This is a genomic window from Pseudomonas sivasensis (genome assembly GCF_052938085.1).
This window is the reverse complement of record NZ_CP176442.1, coordinates 2,332,354-2,347,810: the sequence shown is the minus strand read 5'-3', so window position 1 is coordinate 2,347,810 and position 15,457 is coordinate 2,332,354. Positions and strand designations below refer to the sequence as shown.

Sequence of the window (15,457 nt, the reverse complement as noted above, 5' to 3'; positions counted from 1 at the left end):
GCAGTTGATTAACCTGCATTTGCCTATGTTTGCCCGGCGCCTGCTGCGCCCGTTGCTCGATCCGTACCGTCGCTATCGCCATGCCAAGCTGATCCACGCCGTGCGCGTGTCCATTGGCTTGCTGGCGACGATCCTGCTGACCACCGGCATCAACCTGCCCCACGGTGAGTGGGCGTCGGTGACCATGCTGATCGTGATCGGCGGTTTGCAGCACCACGGCAATATCGGCAAGAAAGCCGTGGAGCGCGCCTACGGTACTTTGATCGGCGCCAGCGTCGGCTTGCTGCTGGTGGTGCAACAGGCCTACTTCGGTCTGCCGCTGTTGACCTATTTGCTGATGTCGGTGGTGTGCGGGTTCTTTTCCTATCACGCCATCGGCAAGGGCGGATACATCGCCCTGCTGTCGGCGATCACGGTGTTTATCGTCGCCGGCCACGGAGACAATCCGATCTCGGATGGTTTGTGGCGCACGGTCGATATCCTGATTGGCATCGTGCTGGCCCTGGCGTTTTCCTTCGCCCTACCGCTGTATGCCGTGTACTCGTGGCGCTACAACCTGGCCAGTGCTTTGCGCGACTGTGCGGCGATTTACAGCAGAATCATCAACGGCCAATCGGTCACTGATGATGAACACCTCAAATTGTTGAACCGTTTGAACGCCGCGATGGTGCAACTGCGCTCGCTGATGCCGTCGGTGTCCAAGGAAGTGCGCATCTCCATGACCGAGCTGGACGCGATCCAGCGGCATCTGCGCATGTGCATCAGCACCCTGGAAATTCTCGGCAACACGCGGCCGGACCCGCGTGATGAACAGGCCACTGCGCGCATGCAGATGATGTTGAAGGCTGAGCACCGGCAGATTCGTGTGCAGTTGGTGGGGATGGCGCGGGCGCTGAAGTCGGGGGTGACAGAGCGGTTGGAGCGGCCAAGCCATGGCGGCGTGAGCGAGCCGGCGCTGGATACGCCGGTCTACAGCGCGTTGGACGGTTATCGGTTGCTGACGGTGCAATTGGCGGCGAATGTGGATGGGATGCGCCAGCGGCTGGCTAAGAGCGCCGGACGCTGGAAGATCTAGAAAGCTGGTCCGTTGACGTGTACCCAGCATCTACACCTTCACACTTTCTCCTACATATTTTTCACGTTTTATTCACATCCCGGGACGTAGGGTGAAGCCTCATCCGTTACAAACGTTGCACATCAAGCCCGCCGCCCCAGCGGGCTTTTTTTTGCCTGGGATTTGACTTAACGCGAGGCCTTGGCAGCGGGCGCGGCCGCTTGTTCACGAATGGCACGCTGGGTATCCAGCACCTTCGCCAACGCGGTTTCCGCTTCCGGGCTTTGCTGCGGCACACGAATCGCCGCCGAGACCAAGGTGATCAACTTGGCCATCACTTCGGCATCCGTCGCCGGGCGGCCCAGGCTCATGGAATTCATCAGCAGGCGCAGTTCGGTGCCGGCCATCACCCCGGAAATCGCCTTGAGGGCAAATTGCAGGCGCACGCCCAACTCATTGCGCGGCAGATCTGGCAAGGCCAGGGCGAACGCTTCGAAGAAGCGCTGGAACACCGGCTGGTAATGCACCTTGAGGTATTCCTGGATGAACGGTGAGGTGTCGCTGTACACACGACCCAGGAAACGGATGAACGAACGCCCTTCCCCACTCGCACTGGCCGGATCGCTGCGCTCCAGGCCCATGGCCGGGGCGAACAGCACGCCTAGGAGGGTATCGCAATCGAGTGGGCCATCAGACTCGGCTTCGCAGCGCGCCAGCAGTTCCAGGCGCTGCTCGTTGAGCGGTTCCAGGCGCTGCATCAGCAGGGTTTTCATCAGGGAATCCTTGTCCCCGAAGTGGTAGTTCACAGCGGCCAGGTTCACTTGGGCTCGCTCGGTAATCTGCCGTAACAACACTGCGTCATAACCGTACTTAATAAAGAGCGCCTCTGTCGCATCCAGCAATCGAGTCTTGGTAATGTTTGGAGCGCTGAGTTTCTTCGCGACCATAAAGGGTTCCACGGCGGAAATATTGTTTTAAAAAATAATTTGATTTTTTATACCGGGGCGGCCGGTCGAAAGCAAGTGGGGATACACCGCCATACTATTCAAAGCCTTGGCCAGCGGGCATTTTGAGGGTAATCCGGGCAATTTTGGCGGCCCCTCACACCGCGTTATGTAATCGTTTCAAAGGGTAAAACCGCTCTACATCCATGGCTGGCGAAGCGCTGGGAACACGGTTAGTATTCAAACAATATTTTAAAAACAAGAAATAAAACCAGTCCGTGACGCGTACCTGACAACTCCCGAACTTGTTACAAGGATTTACCGGGGGACATGACGGCAGCGTCGAGACTGCAGGCGTAGTCATGATGACAGATACCCCCGCGCACCCAGGCTTGATCTCCCTGCAAGGCATCGGCAAACGCTATCAGTTGGCCGGGCAAGAGCTGTCCATTCTCAATGACGTGTGCCTGTCCATCACCCGCGGTGACAGCTGCGGCATTCTCGGCGCGTCCGGCTCCGGTAAAAGCACCCTACTCAATATTCTTGGCCTGTTGGACTTGCCCAACTGCGGCCAGTACCACTTTGCGGGCCACGATATTTTCAGCGCCACCCCGGATGAACTGGCGGCGATCCGCAACCAGCAGATCGGTTTTGTGTTCCAGAGCTTCAACCTGCTGCCGCGCCTCAGCGCCTTGGACAACGTCGCCTTGCCCCTGAGCTATCGCGGAGTGTCGCGCCATGAATCGGTGGAACAGGCCCTGCGCATGCTCGAACAAGTGGGTTTGGCCGATCGCGCTCACCATCGCCCCGCCGACCTTTCCGGCGGTCAGCGCCAACGCGTTGCTATCGCCCGCGCGCTGGTGGGCAAACCTTCGGTGATCCTGGCCGACGAACCCACCGGTAACCTCGACAGCAGCACCGCTCAGGACATCATGGACCTGCTCCTGGCGCTGAACCGCGAGCAACAGGTCACGCTGATCATCGTCACCCACGACGCGACTATCGCCGAGCGACTGGAACGCAAGATTCTGGTGCGCAACGGCGTGGTGCACGAGGTTGGTCGCCTATGAGCCTGCGGGTCGAACAGAGCCTCAGCCAATTGCTGCATGAAGCCTTCATCAGCCTGCGCACCCTTGGCAAGCGCTCGGTTCTGGCCCTCTTGGGCATCGTCATTGGCAGTTCGTCGGTGGTAGCACTGATCAATATCGGCCATAACGCGGCAGTGGATGCCGCGATGATTTTCAAGGACATGGGCACCGACACCCTGGTGGTGCAGTTCCCGCCCAAAGGCAACAACAACGTGCCGATGCGTACCCCACTCAACCTGCAAGCGGTGCGCGAGGCCGTGCCAGGCATCGCGCACATCGGCGCACTCAGCCTGTTCAGCGGGCCCATCGTGTTCCATGGCCGCACAGCCAACGCCAACTTCGTCGGCGGCACAGCGGAGATTCCCCAAACGATGCGCCTGGAACTGCGACAAGGGCGTTTTCTGTCGAGCTACGACGCCAACGAAACCTATGGCGTGATTGGCGACCAGGTCGCCCAGGCACTCGGGGCGCCGGGCGATCCCGTGCAACTCGGCGACCGGGTGCGCATCAACGACTACCTGTTCCTGATCGTCGGCATTCTGCACAACCAACCGCGGGCGATGCTGATGCCGGTGCAGGCCAACGAGTCATTGTTCATCCCCGCCGAAGGCATGCGCCGTATCTACGCCACGCCGCAGATCAGCAATGTGATCATCCGCGCCGCGCCCGGCCAGGACATGGAGCACATCGCCCGGGCAGCCGCCGACGCCTTGCAGACCCAGCTCACCGAGCACACTGTCGACATTCAGGTGCCCCAGCAAATGATCGACGGCATGACCCGGCAAAGCCGTACCTTCGCCTACCTGCTACTGGCCCTCGGCGCGATTTCCCTGGTGGGCGGTGGCGTGGGGGTGATGAACGTGATGCTGATGAACGTCTCGGAGCGCCGCCGCGAGATCGGCATTCGCATGGCCTTGGGCGCTCGCCAGCGGGATATCCGCAACCTGTTCCTGCTCGAAGCCGTGACCCTCACCGCCGTCGGCGCGCTGTGCGGCGCGGTGCTGGGCATGAGCGCTGCCTGGCTCTACGCCTGGCTGTCGGGCTGGGAGTTCGCGCTGGCGGCTGCCGCCCTGCCCCTCGGCGTGGGCAGTACATTGCTGGTGGGTTTATTCTTCGGCCTCTACCCGGCAGTTTCGGCCTCGCGATTGCAACCGGTGGAGGCCCTGCGTGATGAGTAAATGGCTCTGGTTGCTCGCGCTGATCAGCCTGCCCGGCGTGGCGGCCGATGTGGTCATCCGTCCCTCGGCCCCCAGCAGCCCCCGCAGCGTGTCGTTGAACGCCCAGGTCACCGCGCTGACCCTTGGCGACGCGGTGTACCTGGGCCTGCGCAACAACCCGGCAATCCGCAGCGCCTACCTGCAACGGGTGGCGCAGAAGTTCGACCTGCGGGTCGCTGAAGACGTGTTCAACCCCAAGCTCACCCTCAACAGCTATTACCGCGCCACCCGCGGTTCCCAGGACAGCGCACGCAACACCAACGTGGCGCCGGCCACCAGTTTGCTCAGTGAGTACGGCACCCGCCTGAGCATGGGCTGGACCCAGCAACTGAACAACGCCGACCGCGCCGGCCGTTACCGCAGCGACGGCCTGGACCTGGCGATCATCCAACCGCTGCTGCGCGGTGCCGGCTGGGACGCCACCACGGCGCCGCTGCGCCTGTCACGCCTGTCGGAACAGGCCAATCGCCTGAACCTCAAGGCCACCGTGGCGCAGACCATCAGCCAGATCATCGCCACCTACCGCGAACTGCTGCGCGCCCAGGAACAACTGCTGATCGTGCAGGAAGCCCTCAAACGCTCCGACACCTTGCTGAACGTGAACAAGGCGCTGATCAGCGCCGGGCGCATGGCCGAGTTCGAAATCGTGCAGACCGAAGCCGATATCGCCACCCAGCAGTTGGGCGTGGAAGAAGCGCAAAACCAACTCGATACCAATCGCATGGCGCTCCTGCGTCTGCTGGCCCTGGACCTGTCCACGCCGATTCGCGCCACCGAAGCCCTGGAGGCCAAGCCCATGCAGATCGACAAGCACCAGGCCTTCACCCTGGCGCAAACCCAGCAACCGGAGTACCTCGCCGCCCTGCTCGGCAGCCAGCAGGCCGACCTCGACCTAGTGATCGCCAAAGACTCCGGGCGCTGGCAGGTGGATTTGGTGGCCGGCGCGAACCAGATTCGCGACAACTACAATAACGACGCCGGCAGCAGCAATAACCGCACCTGGGACAGCTACGCCGGGGTGCAGGTGCAGATCCCCATCGGTGACATCAGCACACGCCAGGCCGAAGTGCGTGCGCGGGTGAATGTGGAGGATCAGGAAATCCGCATCACCGACGCCCGTCAGGAACTGGAGCGCAGCGTCAACGATGTGGTGCGCGACCTCGGTACCCGTTGGCGCCAATATGAAATCTCCCAGCGTGCGGTGGAGCTGTCACGGCGCAAGATCGAGATCGAGCGGGAAAAGCTCAGTGCTGGACGTTCCACCAACTTCCAAGTGCTGAGTTTCGAGACCGACCTGCGCAACGCCGAAAACGCGCAGCTCAATGCACTGATCGCTTATTTGAACGCCCAGACCCAGCTCGACTTGACCCTGGGCATGACGCTGGAAAGTTGGGAAATCACCCTCAATGACTACTAATCGAAAACGCCTGCTGGGCGCTGTAGTGATCCTGCTGCTGGTCGGAGCGGGGCTGGCGTTGCGCAGTCCTGCTTCCAGTCCCGCCAGCACCGCCGAGCAATGGCTGGCCATAAAACCCGACCCGCTGGTGCACCAGATAGGTCTGGTGGGCAAGATCGAGCCCGACACCACCCTCATCCTCACCGCCCCGTTCGACGGCAACGTGCAGGCCAACCTGGTGGAACAAGGCCAACGGGTCGAGGCCGGTCAGGTGCTGCTGCGCATGGACCCCGCCACCCTCCAAGTGCAACTGCGCGACGCACTTTCCGCCCAGCTCAAAGCCCGGCGTACCGTGCAGGAGATGCAAGACTGGGAGAGCAGCCCGGCAGTCAGCCGTGCCCGCCGCAGTCTGCGCACCACCGAGATGAATGCTGGCAACACCCAGCGCAAACTCACCGAAAGCGACAACCTGTTCAAGCGCGGCATCATCCCGCGCAACGAACTGGACGAACTCAAGCAGCAAGCCCAGCAACAACAGCTGGACCTCGCCTCCGCCCGCAGCGAACTGCAACAGGCGCTCGATCAGGGCAAAGGCGAGTACCGCCAGATTGCCGACATGGAACTGACCAACGCTACGGTGAAATACGAGGCCCTGCGCACGTTGCTCGAAGGCCAGGAGGTCAAGGCGCCGTTTTCCGGCATCGTGGTACCCGCGCCTGGCAATAACACACCCCAAGGCGGCGGCATTACCAACGCACCCATCCAAGTTGGGAGCAAGATCAGCCAAGGCCAGGTGTTGTTCGGGTTGGCGAACATAGAACGGCTGAAAATCGTCGCCAAGGTCTCGGAGTTGGACATCAACCAATTGCATCAGGGCCAAGCGGTGGAGGTCATGGGCGATGGGTTTGATGGCGAGCGGCTGACTGGCTCAGTCAGTGTGGTCAGCGGGTTGGCGATGGCCAGTGACAGCCAGGGCAGTGCGCAGTTTCCGGTGACGCTATCGATCCCCAAGCTGACGCCCCAGCAGTTGCAGCGGGTGCGGTTGGGGATGAGTGCGCGGTTGACCATCATCACCTACAACAATGCGCAGGCGATTGTGATTCCGAGCGAGGCGATCCAAGCGGATATGACGGTGGAGTATCGAGAAGCGATGGATAAGCCGGTGGAGCGAGTGAAAGTGACCACCGGGCAATCGACGGCGCAGGGGGTTGAGGTGTTCGGCCTCAAGCCTGGCTTTGTGAAGACCCCAAGATAAATGGAGATCCCTTGTGGGATGGCGGTGCAACGGTTCGACTTGCCCCCGATGGCAGAGGGTCAGTCAAAGCTGCATAAACTGACACACCGCCATCGGGAGCAAGCCCCCTCCCACATTTGGACGGAGTTGGTCCTGAGAACCCGGTCGGTTCTCAGGCCGCCACGCTCTTGCTTTTGATCTGAAATCGCCCCGTCAACCACGATGGCCGGCATTCCGGCCTTTACAAAAGTGCCCCGTTGTAAGAGCGGAACCACTAGCCGCCTAGGCTCGGTGTGCCCGCACTCAGGCTTGAATCCGTGGGCCACCGCGCTGGGCCATCCATGGCCCAGTGCGTCTAACTCGGCGTCCTGCCGAGTTAGCCACGGATTAAAGCCTGCGTTCGGCCAGCGTGTTTGACGGGGCGCCTAAGATCACAATCAAAAGCGCAGATCAAAAGACCGCTGAATTCGTCAGCGAAAAGGATGTAAGAGCCAAATCAAAAGCAGATCCAAGACAAGGTGAGGCCTATCTGATCTATGGAGATCAAACTGTGGGAGGGGGCTTGCTCCCGATGGAGGTGTGTCAGTTTATGCAGCTGTGACTGACCCCCTGCCATCGGGAGCAAGCCCCCTCCCACATTTGGGCGGAGTTGGACCTGAGAACCCGGTCGGCTCTCAGGCCGCCACGCTCTTGCTTTTGATCTGAAATCGCCCCGTCAACCACGATGGCCGGCATTCCGGCCTTTACAAAAGTGACCCACTGTAAGAGCGGAACCACTAGCCGCCTAGGCTCGGTGTGCCCGCACTCAGGCTTGAATCCGTGGGCCACCGCACTGGGCCATCCATGGCCCAGTGCGTCTAACCCGGCGTCCTGCCGGGTTAGCCACGGATTAAAGCCTGCGTTCGGCCAGCGTGTTTGACGGGGCGCCGAAGATCACAATCAAAAGCGCAGATCAAAAGACCGCTGAATTCGTCAGCGAAAAGGATGTAAGAGCCAAATCAAAAGCAGATCCAAGACAAGGTGAGGCCTATCTGATCTATGGAGATGAAACTGTGGGAGGGGGCTTGCTCCCGATGGCGGTGTTTCAGTTTATGCAGCTGTGACTGACCCCCTGCCATCGGGAGCAAGCCCCCTCCCACATTTGAAATGAGTTCAACTTAAGAACCGGTCGGTTCTCAGGCCGCCACGCTCTTGCTTTTGATCTGAAATCGCCCCGTCAACCACGATGGCCGGCATTCCGGCCTTTACAAAAGTGACCCGTTGTAAGAGCGGAACCACTAGCCGCCGTTACCCAAATAACGGATATGTACCCCAAAAAACCGCAGATCTGAAGCAAGCCCTACCCCATTCAGGCCTTCACCAATCTCGAAGCCAGCGCCTTGGCCTGAAGCGCCACATCCGTCACCGCCGTGCTTTCCCACCACATCCCGCGCAATGGCGGGCCCATGGCAAACAGGCGTTCACTGACCTGCCCCTGGGCATCCAGCACTGCGCCGGACACATCCGCCGCAATCCCCAACGCCAACGGCCCAGGCCTGATCAACCCGCGTTTGAGCAACTGCTGCGGCAACGGCCGGGCCACGCGGCGCCAATCGTATTCGATGCCGCTGGAGTTGATCAGCGCTGCCCCCGACACTTGGGTGATCGCCTGTTCGCCTCGATGACGCAAGCGAATGGTTACGCCCTCGCCCGAAGGCTCCAGCCCTTTGAAAGACGCCGCTTGAATCCGCAAGCGCCCTTCCTCATGCAGCCGCGCTACCAACTCTGCGCTCAACGGCGGCGAGCGGTGGTGATGGCTTTCCCACCAGGGCCGCACATGCCGCACGAACTGACGTTTCTCCCGCTCGCTGGCCTGGCTCCACAACCGGCCGATATGGGCGCGCACGGTGTCCAGCGGCGACTGCCAATCGATGCCCTGCTCCAGCGCGATCCGGCATTGCCGACGCACTTCGCGCAGCAACTGCCGAGGGCTGCGAAGGCCGTGGTCAGCGGCAAGAAAATCCTCCCAAGCCGGCGGTTGCCGGCGCACATGGGGCAACAAACCGTGGCGTGAGAAAACCTCGATAGGTCCGCGATGCCCGGCCTGTTCCAGGGACACCACTGCGTCGACCATGGTCAGCCCGGAACCGATGATCAGCACCCTAGACTGCGGGTCGAGTTGGGTCATGGCCTGCACATCCCACGGGTCCACCGCCGCGGCGTTCAAGCCGCTGGATTCGGTTTGTGGCGTGCGTGCCGCCGGGAACATACCGGTGGCCAATACGGCAAACGCACCGCGCAGTTGCTGGCCGTTGTCGAGGGTCAGCAGGGTTGAATCCGCGTCCACTTGCAGGTCGACCACTTGCGCCCTGACATGCTCCACCGTGGAAGCCGACAACACCTTGGCCTCAGCCAACCGTTGCTGCGCATACAGGCCAAAAATCCCGCGGGGCGGGAACAGTTCGCTGATGGGCACGTGCTGCTGGTCCGACTCCGGCCAGCCGCCAGCGCCGATGTAGTCAGTGAGCCATTGAGTCAGGTCATCGGCATTGTCCGGGTCAACACTCATGCGTGCCGCGTTGCCGTTCAGGGTGTGGCCCAACTCCACAGCGCTGTAGGCCTCGCCACGCCCAAGCTCGGCGCGCGGCTCGATCACCAGGATCCGACGCTGACCACCTAGACGCAGCAGTTGCACGGCCAGCATCGTCCCACTCAGGCCGCCGCCGACGATCAGTACATCAGCGTTGCGGATGGATTCACTCATGCAGGTTCGCCCTTACTGTTTACCCAGGTAAATATCATGCAAGTCACCCCGCGCCAGCAATTCAGCGGCGCTGCCGCTCAAGGCCACGCGCCCAGTATCCAGCACGTAACCCTGGGACGCATAGGTCAGCGCGACGTTGATGTTCTGCTCGGCGATCAGGAAGCTCACCTGCTGCTCGCGGTTGAGCTGCGCGATGATCTCGAAAATCTCCTGCACGATCATAGGCGCCAAACCCATGGATGGCTCGTCGAGCAGTACCAAAGTAGGACGAGTCATCAACGCACGGCCGATGGCGACCATCTGCTGCTCGCCGCCCGAGGTGAGCCCGGCGCGGGTGTGGCGCTTGGTCTTGAGCCGGGGGAACCAGGCGTAGATGCGCTCCAGGTCGTGCTCCATTTCCTTGCGGCTCAGGCGTCGCACAAAGCCGCCGCTGCGCAGGTTGTCTTCCACCGTCAACTGGCCGAACACATGGCGCCCCTCCAGCACATGCACCATGCCCTGGCGCACGCGCTGGCTGGGGTCGACATCCGCCAGGTCCTTGCCTGCGTACTCGATCACACCTCGGCTGACCTCGGCGCGCTCGGCCCGCACCAGACCAGAGATGGCCTTGAGGGTGGTGCTCTTGCCGGCACCATTGGCACCAAGCAAAGCGACAATGGCGCCCTTGGGCACGCTCAGCGAGACCCCGGCCACCGCCAGGATTGCGCCGTCGTAGATCACTTCAATGTCATTGACCGTCAGCAGTGACACGCTTTCGGCTTCAGTGGCTGGCTGACTCATGACTTATTCATCCCCGGTGCAGGTGCGTGGCGTGAGGCCTTTTTCCTTGGCGAACGCGGCGGATTTTTCATCGATCAACGGGCGCAGCAGCCCACGGTCAGCGGCGATCCATTCGCTGACCAGCGTCCAGTTGGCGCCGTCCCATTGCTGCACGCGCGCAGAACCGCCGCCTTCATGGTCGCGGCATGACAGCTTGAGGTTCTGCATCAGGCCCAGGTAACCCATGGCCTTGAGGCGTGCGTCGTCGATATTCAGGTGTTCCAGGCCCCAGCGGCCTTCTTCACCATTGAGTGGACGCTTGCCGAACTTGGCCTGACCGGTGCGGATCGCCTCTACGGCCACGGCCGCGTTCACCAGGCCGGAGTTGTAGTACACGCTGCCGAAGTTTTTCAGGTCCTTGAGGTCGCTGTGGCCCTTGTCGAGGATGTATTGCTTGAGGCGTTTGTGGATCTCAAAATCGGCGCCCGCCGGGTATGGCGTCAGCGCCAGGTAGCCCTTGGCGGCAGCGCCAGCGGGCAATACGTCTTCGCTGGAACTGGCCCAGATGTCGCCGATGATATGGTCAACCGGGAAGCCGAAGCGCGCGGCGGTCTTCACCGCCACCGGCGTCGACACGCCCCAGGTGCGCAGGAACACCCAGTCCGGGTTGGCCTGGCGTACCTGACGCCACTGCGCGGACTGTTCATTGCCGGGGTCAGCCACTGGAATCTGGATATTTTCAAAGCCGTATTTTTCGGCCAGCAATTTCAGCGGGCCGAGGGTTTCGCGCCCATAGGCCGAGTCGTGGTAGACCGTGGCGATCTTCTTGCCCTTGAGTTTGTCGAAGCCGCCTTCGCGCTGGGCAATGTAGTTCACCAGGGTCGAGGCTTCGCTGTAGAAGGTCAGCATCACCGGGAAGTTGTAAGGGAACACCGTGCCGTCGGTGGCTTCGGTGCGACCGTACCCGAGCGTGATCAGCGGGATCTTGTCCACCTCGGCCCGCTCGCTCAAGGCATACGCCGCCGGCGCGCCGTTGGGCTGATACACCGCGACCGGCGCGCCATCCAGGCCATTCTTGAAGCGCTCGTAGCACTCGATGCCCTTCTCTGCCGTCCACTCGGTCTCGCATTCCTGCCACACCAGTTTCACGCCATTAATGCCGCCTTCGACCTCGTTGATATAGCGCAGGTAGTCGATCATCCCGGCCCACACCTGCACGCCGCTGGACGCGTAGGCGCCCACCCGGTAAGTCGCCAGGGGGAAGAACTGCTGGTCGGCCGAGGCCATCGCCTGGGGTACGGCAGCGGACAACGCCGCCAACGCAAAGGCCGCACTGACCAGGGATCGTTTTAAGGATGCACGCATGGAAACTCTCTTCTATAGGTCAGAAACGTAGGGGCCACTGACGCAGCCGATCGCGAAGGTTGTGCAACAGGCGAATCAAGCCCTCAGGTTCCTTGATCAGGAACACGATGATCAACACGCCAAAAATGATTTTTTGCAGATTCTGCAACTGCCCCGCGTCCACCGAGCCGCCGAACAGCGCTTGCCCCGCGTGGCTGAGAAAGATCGGCAGCAAGCTGATAAACGCCGCGCCCACGAAGTTGCCGGCGATGCTGCCCATGCCACCGATAATGATGATGAACAGGATCTGGAAGGAGCGATTGATATCGAAGCTGCTGGCGCTGGCCGTGCCCAGGTAGGCAAACGCCCAGAGCGCGCCGGCGATGCCGAGGTAAAACGAGCTGACCGCAAACGCCAGGCGCTTGTAGCGCACCACCGGGATGCCGACCACGGCGGCAGCGGTGTCCATGTCGCGGATCGCCATCCAGTTGCGCCCCACTTGGCTGCGCACCAGGTTGACGGCGGTCCAGGTCAACAGCAGCACCGTGACCAGCGTCAGCCAGTAGCGGCCCAGCGGCGTATTAAGGTCATGGCCGAACAGCGCCAGTTTCGGCGCCGAGATAGTCCCGGACGATCCGTAGTTGTAGAACCACGGGAATTTGACGAACAGCCATTCCAGGAAAAACTGCGCGGCCAACGTAGTGACCATCAGGTAGAAGCCTTTGATCCGCGAGCTGGGCAACCCGAACAACAGGCCGACCAAGGCGCTGATAATCCCGCCGCCCAGCAATGCCAGCGGCAATCCCAGCTCCGGCAAGCGCAGCAGAAATCCGTAGGTCGCGAAGGCGCCGACCGCCATGAAGCCAGCCGCGCCCACCGAGGTTTGCCCGGTGTAGCCGGTCAGCAGGTTCAAACCCAACCCGGCCAGCGACAGCACTAGAAACGGGATCAGGATCGCATTGAGCCAATAGTCATTGCCCCAAAGCGGCACCACGATAAACGCCAACGCCAGCAGGCCGAGCAGGCCCCAGGGCACACGTCGCGGGACCAGCAACAACGGCGCGGTTTCTTGAGCAACAGGGATCGACATGGTTTCAGACTCGCTCAATAGCGCGCTCGCCGAACAGGCCGGCGGGACGGATATACAGGAAGGCCAAGGCCAAGACATAGGCGAACCACGGCGTGATGCCGCCGCCGATCAGCGGGCCGATATACACCTCAGCCAGGTTTTCCGCCGCGCCGACAATCAACCCGCCGACAATCGCGCCGCCAATCGAGGTAAAGCCGCCGATGATCAACACCGGCAACGCCTTGAGCACCACCAGCGACAGCGAAAACTGCACCCCCTGGCGCGCGCCCCATAACAGCCCGGCCACCAGCCCGACAATGCCGGCCACCGCCCAGACGATCTGCCAGATGCGGTTGAGGTTGATGCCGATGGACAGCGCCGCTGTGGTGTCATCCGCCACTGCGCGCAACGACACACCGATGCGGGTCTTGTTGAACAGCAGCGCGAGCACCGTCACCAGCACCACGGCAGCCGCTGCGGCGATCAGGTCGAACTGGCTGAGCATCAGCGGGCCGACAAACAACGGCACGTCGTCGATGCCCAAGTCCAGGGCGCGCACTTGCGCCCCCATCAAGCCCTGGGCCAGGCCTTCGATAATGAATGACAAGCCGAGGGTGGCCATGAATAGGGTGATCTGAGAGCGGTTCACCAGCGGGCGCAGCACCAGGCGCTCGATGAGCAACGCGCCGACGATCATTACGATTACCGTCAGCAGCAACGCGAGGGCAAACGGCACGCCCTGGTCATGCAGGCTGACAAAGGTCAACGCCGCAAACAGCAACATCGCGCCCTGCGCAAAATTGAACACACCGCTGGCTTTGTAGATCAGCACGAAGCCGATGGCGACGAGTGAATACATCGTGCCGGCGAGCAGGCCGCCAAGCAGGGTTTCGAAGAAGAAGGTCATCAGTGTACGGCTCCCAAGTAGGCGGCGATCACCTCGGGATTGGCCTGTACTTGCGCCGGCGTGCCGTCGCCGACCTTGCGCCCGTAGTCGAGCACCACCACGTGGTTGGACAGTCCCATCACCACGCCCATATCGTGTTCGATCAACACCACGGTGGTGCCGAGGTCGCGGTTCACGTCAGCGACGAAGCGCGCCATGTCCTGTTTCTCTTCTGCGTTCATCCCGGCCATGGGTTCGTCGAGCAGCAACAGGCTAGGTCCGGCGATCAGTGCACGGCCCAACTCCACACGCTTTTGCAGGCCGTAGGACAGGTTGCCCACCAGCACATCGCGGTGTGCTTGCAGCTCAAGGAACTCAAGAATGCCTTGGCCCCGCTGGCGAAAGGTCGCGGCCTCGCGGCGCGCGCGTGGCAAGCCGAGGGCCTGCTCGATAAAGCTGCTGCGCATGTGCCGCGACAGGCCGGTGAGAAGGTTGTCGAGCACGCTCATTTTTTTGAACAGCGCGTTGTTCTGGAAGGTGCGGCCAATGCCTCGGCGCGCGGCGACCAAGGGGTCGATGCGGTGGAAATGTTGCTGTTCGAAGACGATCTCGCCGGCGTCAAAGCGATACACGCCATTGAGCACATTGAGCAACGAACTTTTACCGGCGCCGTTAGGGCCGATCAACGCGCAGATCTCGCCGCGCTGCACGTCAAAAGACAAGGCATTGATGGCCTTGACCCCTTTGAATGACAGCGAGATATCGCGCACCTGAAGAATAGCGTCGCTCATGCGATATCCCGTTTGAGTTCAGCCAGCCACACGGGCTCGGCAGTGGATTTGAGAGGCTGCCAGATAGAGGCCAGGCGCTGAAAACCCAGCAGTTTGCGTACACGGTTCTTCAGTAAACGGCGCAGGCCGCTTTGAGGGTGGGCGATGGCCCAGTCGCACAGGCGTCGGCGCCAGGTGCCGCGGGGTGCAAGGCGGCTTTCGATCTCATCGGCCAATTGCCGCAAACGCTCCGGCGACAGCAGCAAGCCGGTGGGCGCCACTTCACTGCGATCGCGCTGCGCCGAGGCAAGGCTTTCCGGGAAGGCCAGGCCGTGGCCGCTGCTCAGCCATTGCTCCAGCAGCACCGCCAGACCGCCTTGCCAATGGGTGCCCTCCTCGCTCCACAGTGCGGTTTCGCCGGAGGGTTGCCACCAGCGCTGCAAATGCTGCGCAGGCTCGACCGGGCCGAGCAATTGGGCGAAATCCAACCGCTGGGTGAACGTCCAATCGCGCTGACGACCTTGAGCGTAGGCGTGGCTGGGATGCATACGCCACAGGTGTTGCTCCAGGGCCTGCGGCTCAAGGTCATCGGCCAGCGTCAGCACTTGCGCGCCGACGGAATGGGCCGCCAACGCCAGCAACAGCAGGTTCGGCTCAAAGGCGCCGCTGAGCACCAGGCGAGACTGTTCACTTAAACCTTGCTGGCGCAAACCATCGGCCAGGCGCTCGACGTCGCGCAGGGTGTCAATCCAGCGCCAGGCATACCATTGGCCCTGGCGCTTGTGGCGCAGGGCGATGTGCAACGGCGTGAGTTGTGCCCAGTGTTGCAGGTGTTCCAGGAGGGCCTTGGGTTCGAGCACGCTCATAGGTGTTTGCTCCTAGTGGGAGGTGTGCGTGCGGTGGTCCGCTGGCTTGATTATTTGGATCGACACGGGACAACTGTGGGAGGGGCG

General features: G+C 61.8%; 13 protein-coding genes. 5 read left to right on the top strand and 8 right to left on the bottom strand.

Annotation, left to right across the window (positions count from 1 at the left end; genetic code table 11):
• The first annotated feature begins 13 nt into the window (after nucleotides 1-13).
• Nucleotides 14-1,075: an FUSC family protein gene (locus tag ACKZ62_RS10965; protein WP_447096954.1), complete on the top strand. Its 1,062-nt coding sequence runs from the start codon at nucleotides 14-16 to the stop codon at nucleotides 1,073-1,075.
• A gap of 167 nt (nucleotides 1,076-1,242) precedes the next feature.
• Here the strand turns inward: ACKZ62_RS10965 and ACKZ62_RS10960 are convergent, their stop codons facing one another.
• On the bottom strand, nucleotides 1,243-2,001 hold the full coding sequence (locus ACKZ62_RS10960) for a TetR/AcrR family transcriptional regulator (RefSeq protein ID WP_032889739.1): 759 nt from the start codon (nucleotides 1,999-2,001) through the stop codon (nucleotides 1,243-1,245).
• 359 nt (nucleotides 2,002-2,360) lie between these two features.
• Here ACKZ62_RS10960 and ACKZ62_RS10955 point away from each other — a divergent pair, with 359 nt between their 5' ends.
• From ACKZ62_RS10955 to ACKZ62_RS10940, 4 genes are read left to right on the top strand one after another with little or no spacing between them, the layout of a single operon-like run.
• Nucleotides 2,361-3,068, top strand: coding sequence for an ABC transporter ATP-binding protein (locus ACKZ62_RS10955; protein ID WP_032889741.1), 708 nt, complete (start codon nucleotides 2,361-2,363; stop codon nucleotides 3,066-3,068).
• Nucleotides 3,065-4,264 (top strand): ABC transporter permease, encoded by a 1,200-nt coding sequence (locus ACKZ62_RS10950; protein ID WP_032889744.1) that lies wholly within the window; start codon nucleotides 3,065-3,067, stop codon nucleotides 4,262-4,264. Before ACKZ62_RS10955 ends, ACKZ62_RS10950 begins: the two co-directional genes overlap by 4 nt.
• Nucleotides 4,257-5,720, top strand: a complete 1,464-nt coding sequence (locus ACKZ62_RS10945; RefSeq protein ID WP_099601004.1) for a TolC family protein — start codon at nucleotides 4,257-4,259, stop codon at nucleotides 5,718-5,720. The genes ACKZ62_RS10950 and ACKZ62_RS10945 overlap by 8 nt, the downstream gene beginning before the upstream one ends.
• Complete coding sequence (locus ACKZ62_RS10940) at nucleotides 5,710-6,954, top strand: efflux RND transporter periplasmic adaptor subunit (RefSeq protein WP_179178788.1); 1,245 nt, start codon at nucleotides 5,710-5,712, stop codon at nucleotides 6,952-6,954. The genes ACKZ62_RS10945 and ACKZ62_RS10940 overlap by 11 nt, the downstream gene beginning before the upstream one ends.
• 1,327 nt (nucleotides 6,955-8,281) lie before the next feature.
• Here the strand turns inward: ACKZ62_RS10940 and ACKZ62_RS10935 are convergent.
• Genes ACKZ62_RS10935 through ACKZ62_RS10905 form a run of 7 tightly spaced genes read right to left on the bottom strand, consistent with a single transcriptional unit; the run spans nucleotide 8,282 to nucleotide 15,370 of the window.
• Complete coding sequence (locus ACKZ62_RS10935; protein ID WP_181639987.1) at nucleotides 8,282-9,676, bottom strand: FAD/NAD(P)-binding protein; 1,395 nt, start codon at nucleotides 9,674-9,676, stop codon at nucleotides 8,282-8,284.
• Between the two features lie 12 nt (nucleotides 9,677-9,688).
• Complete coding sequence (locus ACKZ62_RS10930) at nucleotides 9,689-10,456, bottom strand: ABC transporter ATP-binding protein (protein WP_122765482.1); 768 nt, start codon at nucleotides 10,454-10,456, stop codon at nucleotides 9,689-9,691.
• A gap of 3 nt (nucleotides 10,457-10,459) precedes the next feature.
• On the bottom strand, nucleotides 10,460-11,800 hold the full coding sequence (locus ACKZ62_RS10925; protein ID WP_032889756.1) for an ABC transporter substrate-binding protein: 1,341 nt from the start codon (nucleotides 11,798-11,800) through the stop codon (nucleotides 10,460-10,462).
• 19 nt (nucleotides 11,801-11,819) lie between these two features.
• Entirely contained in the window at nucleotides 11,820-12,869 is a 1,050-nt protein-coding gene (locus tag ACKZ62_RS10920; RefSeq protein WP_032889758.1) for a branched-chain amino acid ABC transporter permease, read from the bottom strand.
• A 4-nt stretch (nucleotides 12,870-12,873) separates the two neighbouring features.
• Nucleotides 12,874-13,755 (bottom strand): branched-chain amino acid ABC transporter permease, encoded by an 882-nt coding sequence (locus tag ACKZ62_RS10915; RefSeq protein WP_032889760.1) that lies wholly within the window; start codon nucleotides 13,753-13,755, stop codon nucleotides 12,874-12,876.
• Entirely contained in the window at nucleotides 13,755-14,525 is a 771-nt protein-coding gene (locus ACKZ62_RS10910; RefSeq protein ID WP_181639989.1) for an ABC transporter ATP-binding protein, read from the bottom strand. The genes ACKZ62_RS10915 and ACKZ62_RS10910 overlap by 1 nt, the downstream gene beginning before the upstream one ends.
• Complete coding sequence (locus tag ACKZ62_RS10905) at nucleotides 14,522-15,370, bottom strand: acyl-CoA synthetase family protein (RefSeq protein WP_181639990.1); 849 nt, start codon at nucleotides 15,368-15,370, stop codon at nucleotides 14,522-14,524. Before ACKZ62_RS10905 ends, ACKZ62_RS10910 begins: the two co-directional genes overlap by 4 nt.
• Nucleotides 15,371-15,457: the final 87 nt, after the last annotated feature.

Excerpts from the sequence above, each read along its gene's own strand:
- ACKZ62_RS10960 (WP_032889739.1), bottom strand. The coding sequence starts at position 2,001 with ATGGTCGCGAAGAAACTCAGCGCTCCAAACATTACCAAGACTCGATTG.
- ACKZ62_RS10955 (WP_032889741.1), top strand. The coding sequence starts at position 2,361 with ATGATGACAGATACCCCCGCGCACCCAGGCTTGATCTCCCTGCAAGGC.
- ACKZ62_RS10950 (WP_032889744.1), top strand. The coding sequence starts at position 3,065 with ATGAGCCTGCGGGTCGAACAGAGCCTCAGCCAATTGCTGCATGAAGCC.
- ACKZ62_RS10945 (WP_099601004.1), top strand. The coding sequence starts at position 4,257 with ATGAGTAAATGGCTCTGGTTGCTCGCGCTGATCAGCCTGCCCGGCGTG.
- ACKZ62_RS10940 (WP_179178788.1), top strand. The coding sequence starts at position 5,710 with ATGACTACTAATCGAAAACGCCTGCTGGGCGCTGTAGTGATCCTGCTG.
- ACKZ62_RS10935 (WP_181639987.1), bottom strand. The coding sequence starts at position 9,676 with ATGAGTGAATCCATCCGCAACGCTGATGTACTGATCGTCGGCGGCGGC.
- ACKZ62_RS10930 (WP_122765482.1), bottom strand. The coding sequence starts at position 10,456 with ATGAGTCAGCCAGCCACTGAAGCCGAAAGCGTGTCACTGCTGACGGTC.
- ACKZ62_RS10925 (WP_032889756.1), bottom strand. The coding sequence starts at position 11,800 with ATGCGTGCATCCTTAAAACGATCCCTGGTCAGTGCGGCCTTTGCGTTG.
- ACKZ62_RS10920 (WP_032889758.1), bottom strand. The coding sequence starts at position 12,869 with ATGTCGATCCCTGTTGCTCAAGAAACCGCGCCGTTGTTGCTGGTCCCG.
- ACKZ62_RS10915 (WP_032889760.1), bottom strand. The coding sequence starts at position 13,755 with ATGACCTTCTTCTTCGAAACCCTGCTTGGCGGCCTGCTCGCCGGCACG.
- ACKZ62_RS10910 (WP_181639989.1), bottom strand. The coding sequence starts at position 14,525 with ATGAGCGACGCTATTCTTCAGGTGCGCGATATCTCGCTGTCATTCAAA.
- ACKZ62_RS10905 (WP_181639990.1), bottom strand. The coding sequence starts at position 15,370 with ATGAGCGTGCTCGAACCCAAGGCCCTCCTGGAACACCTGCAACACTGG.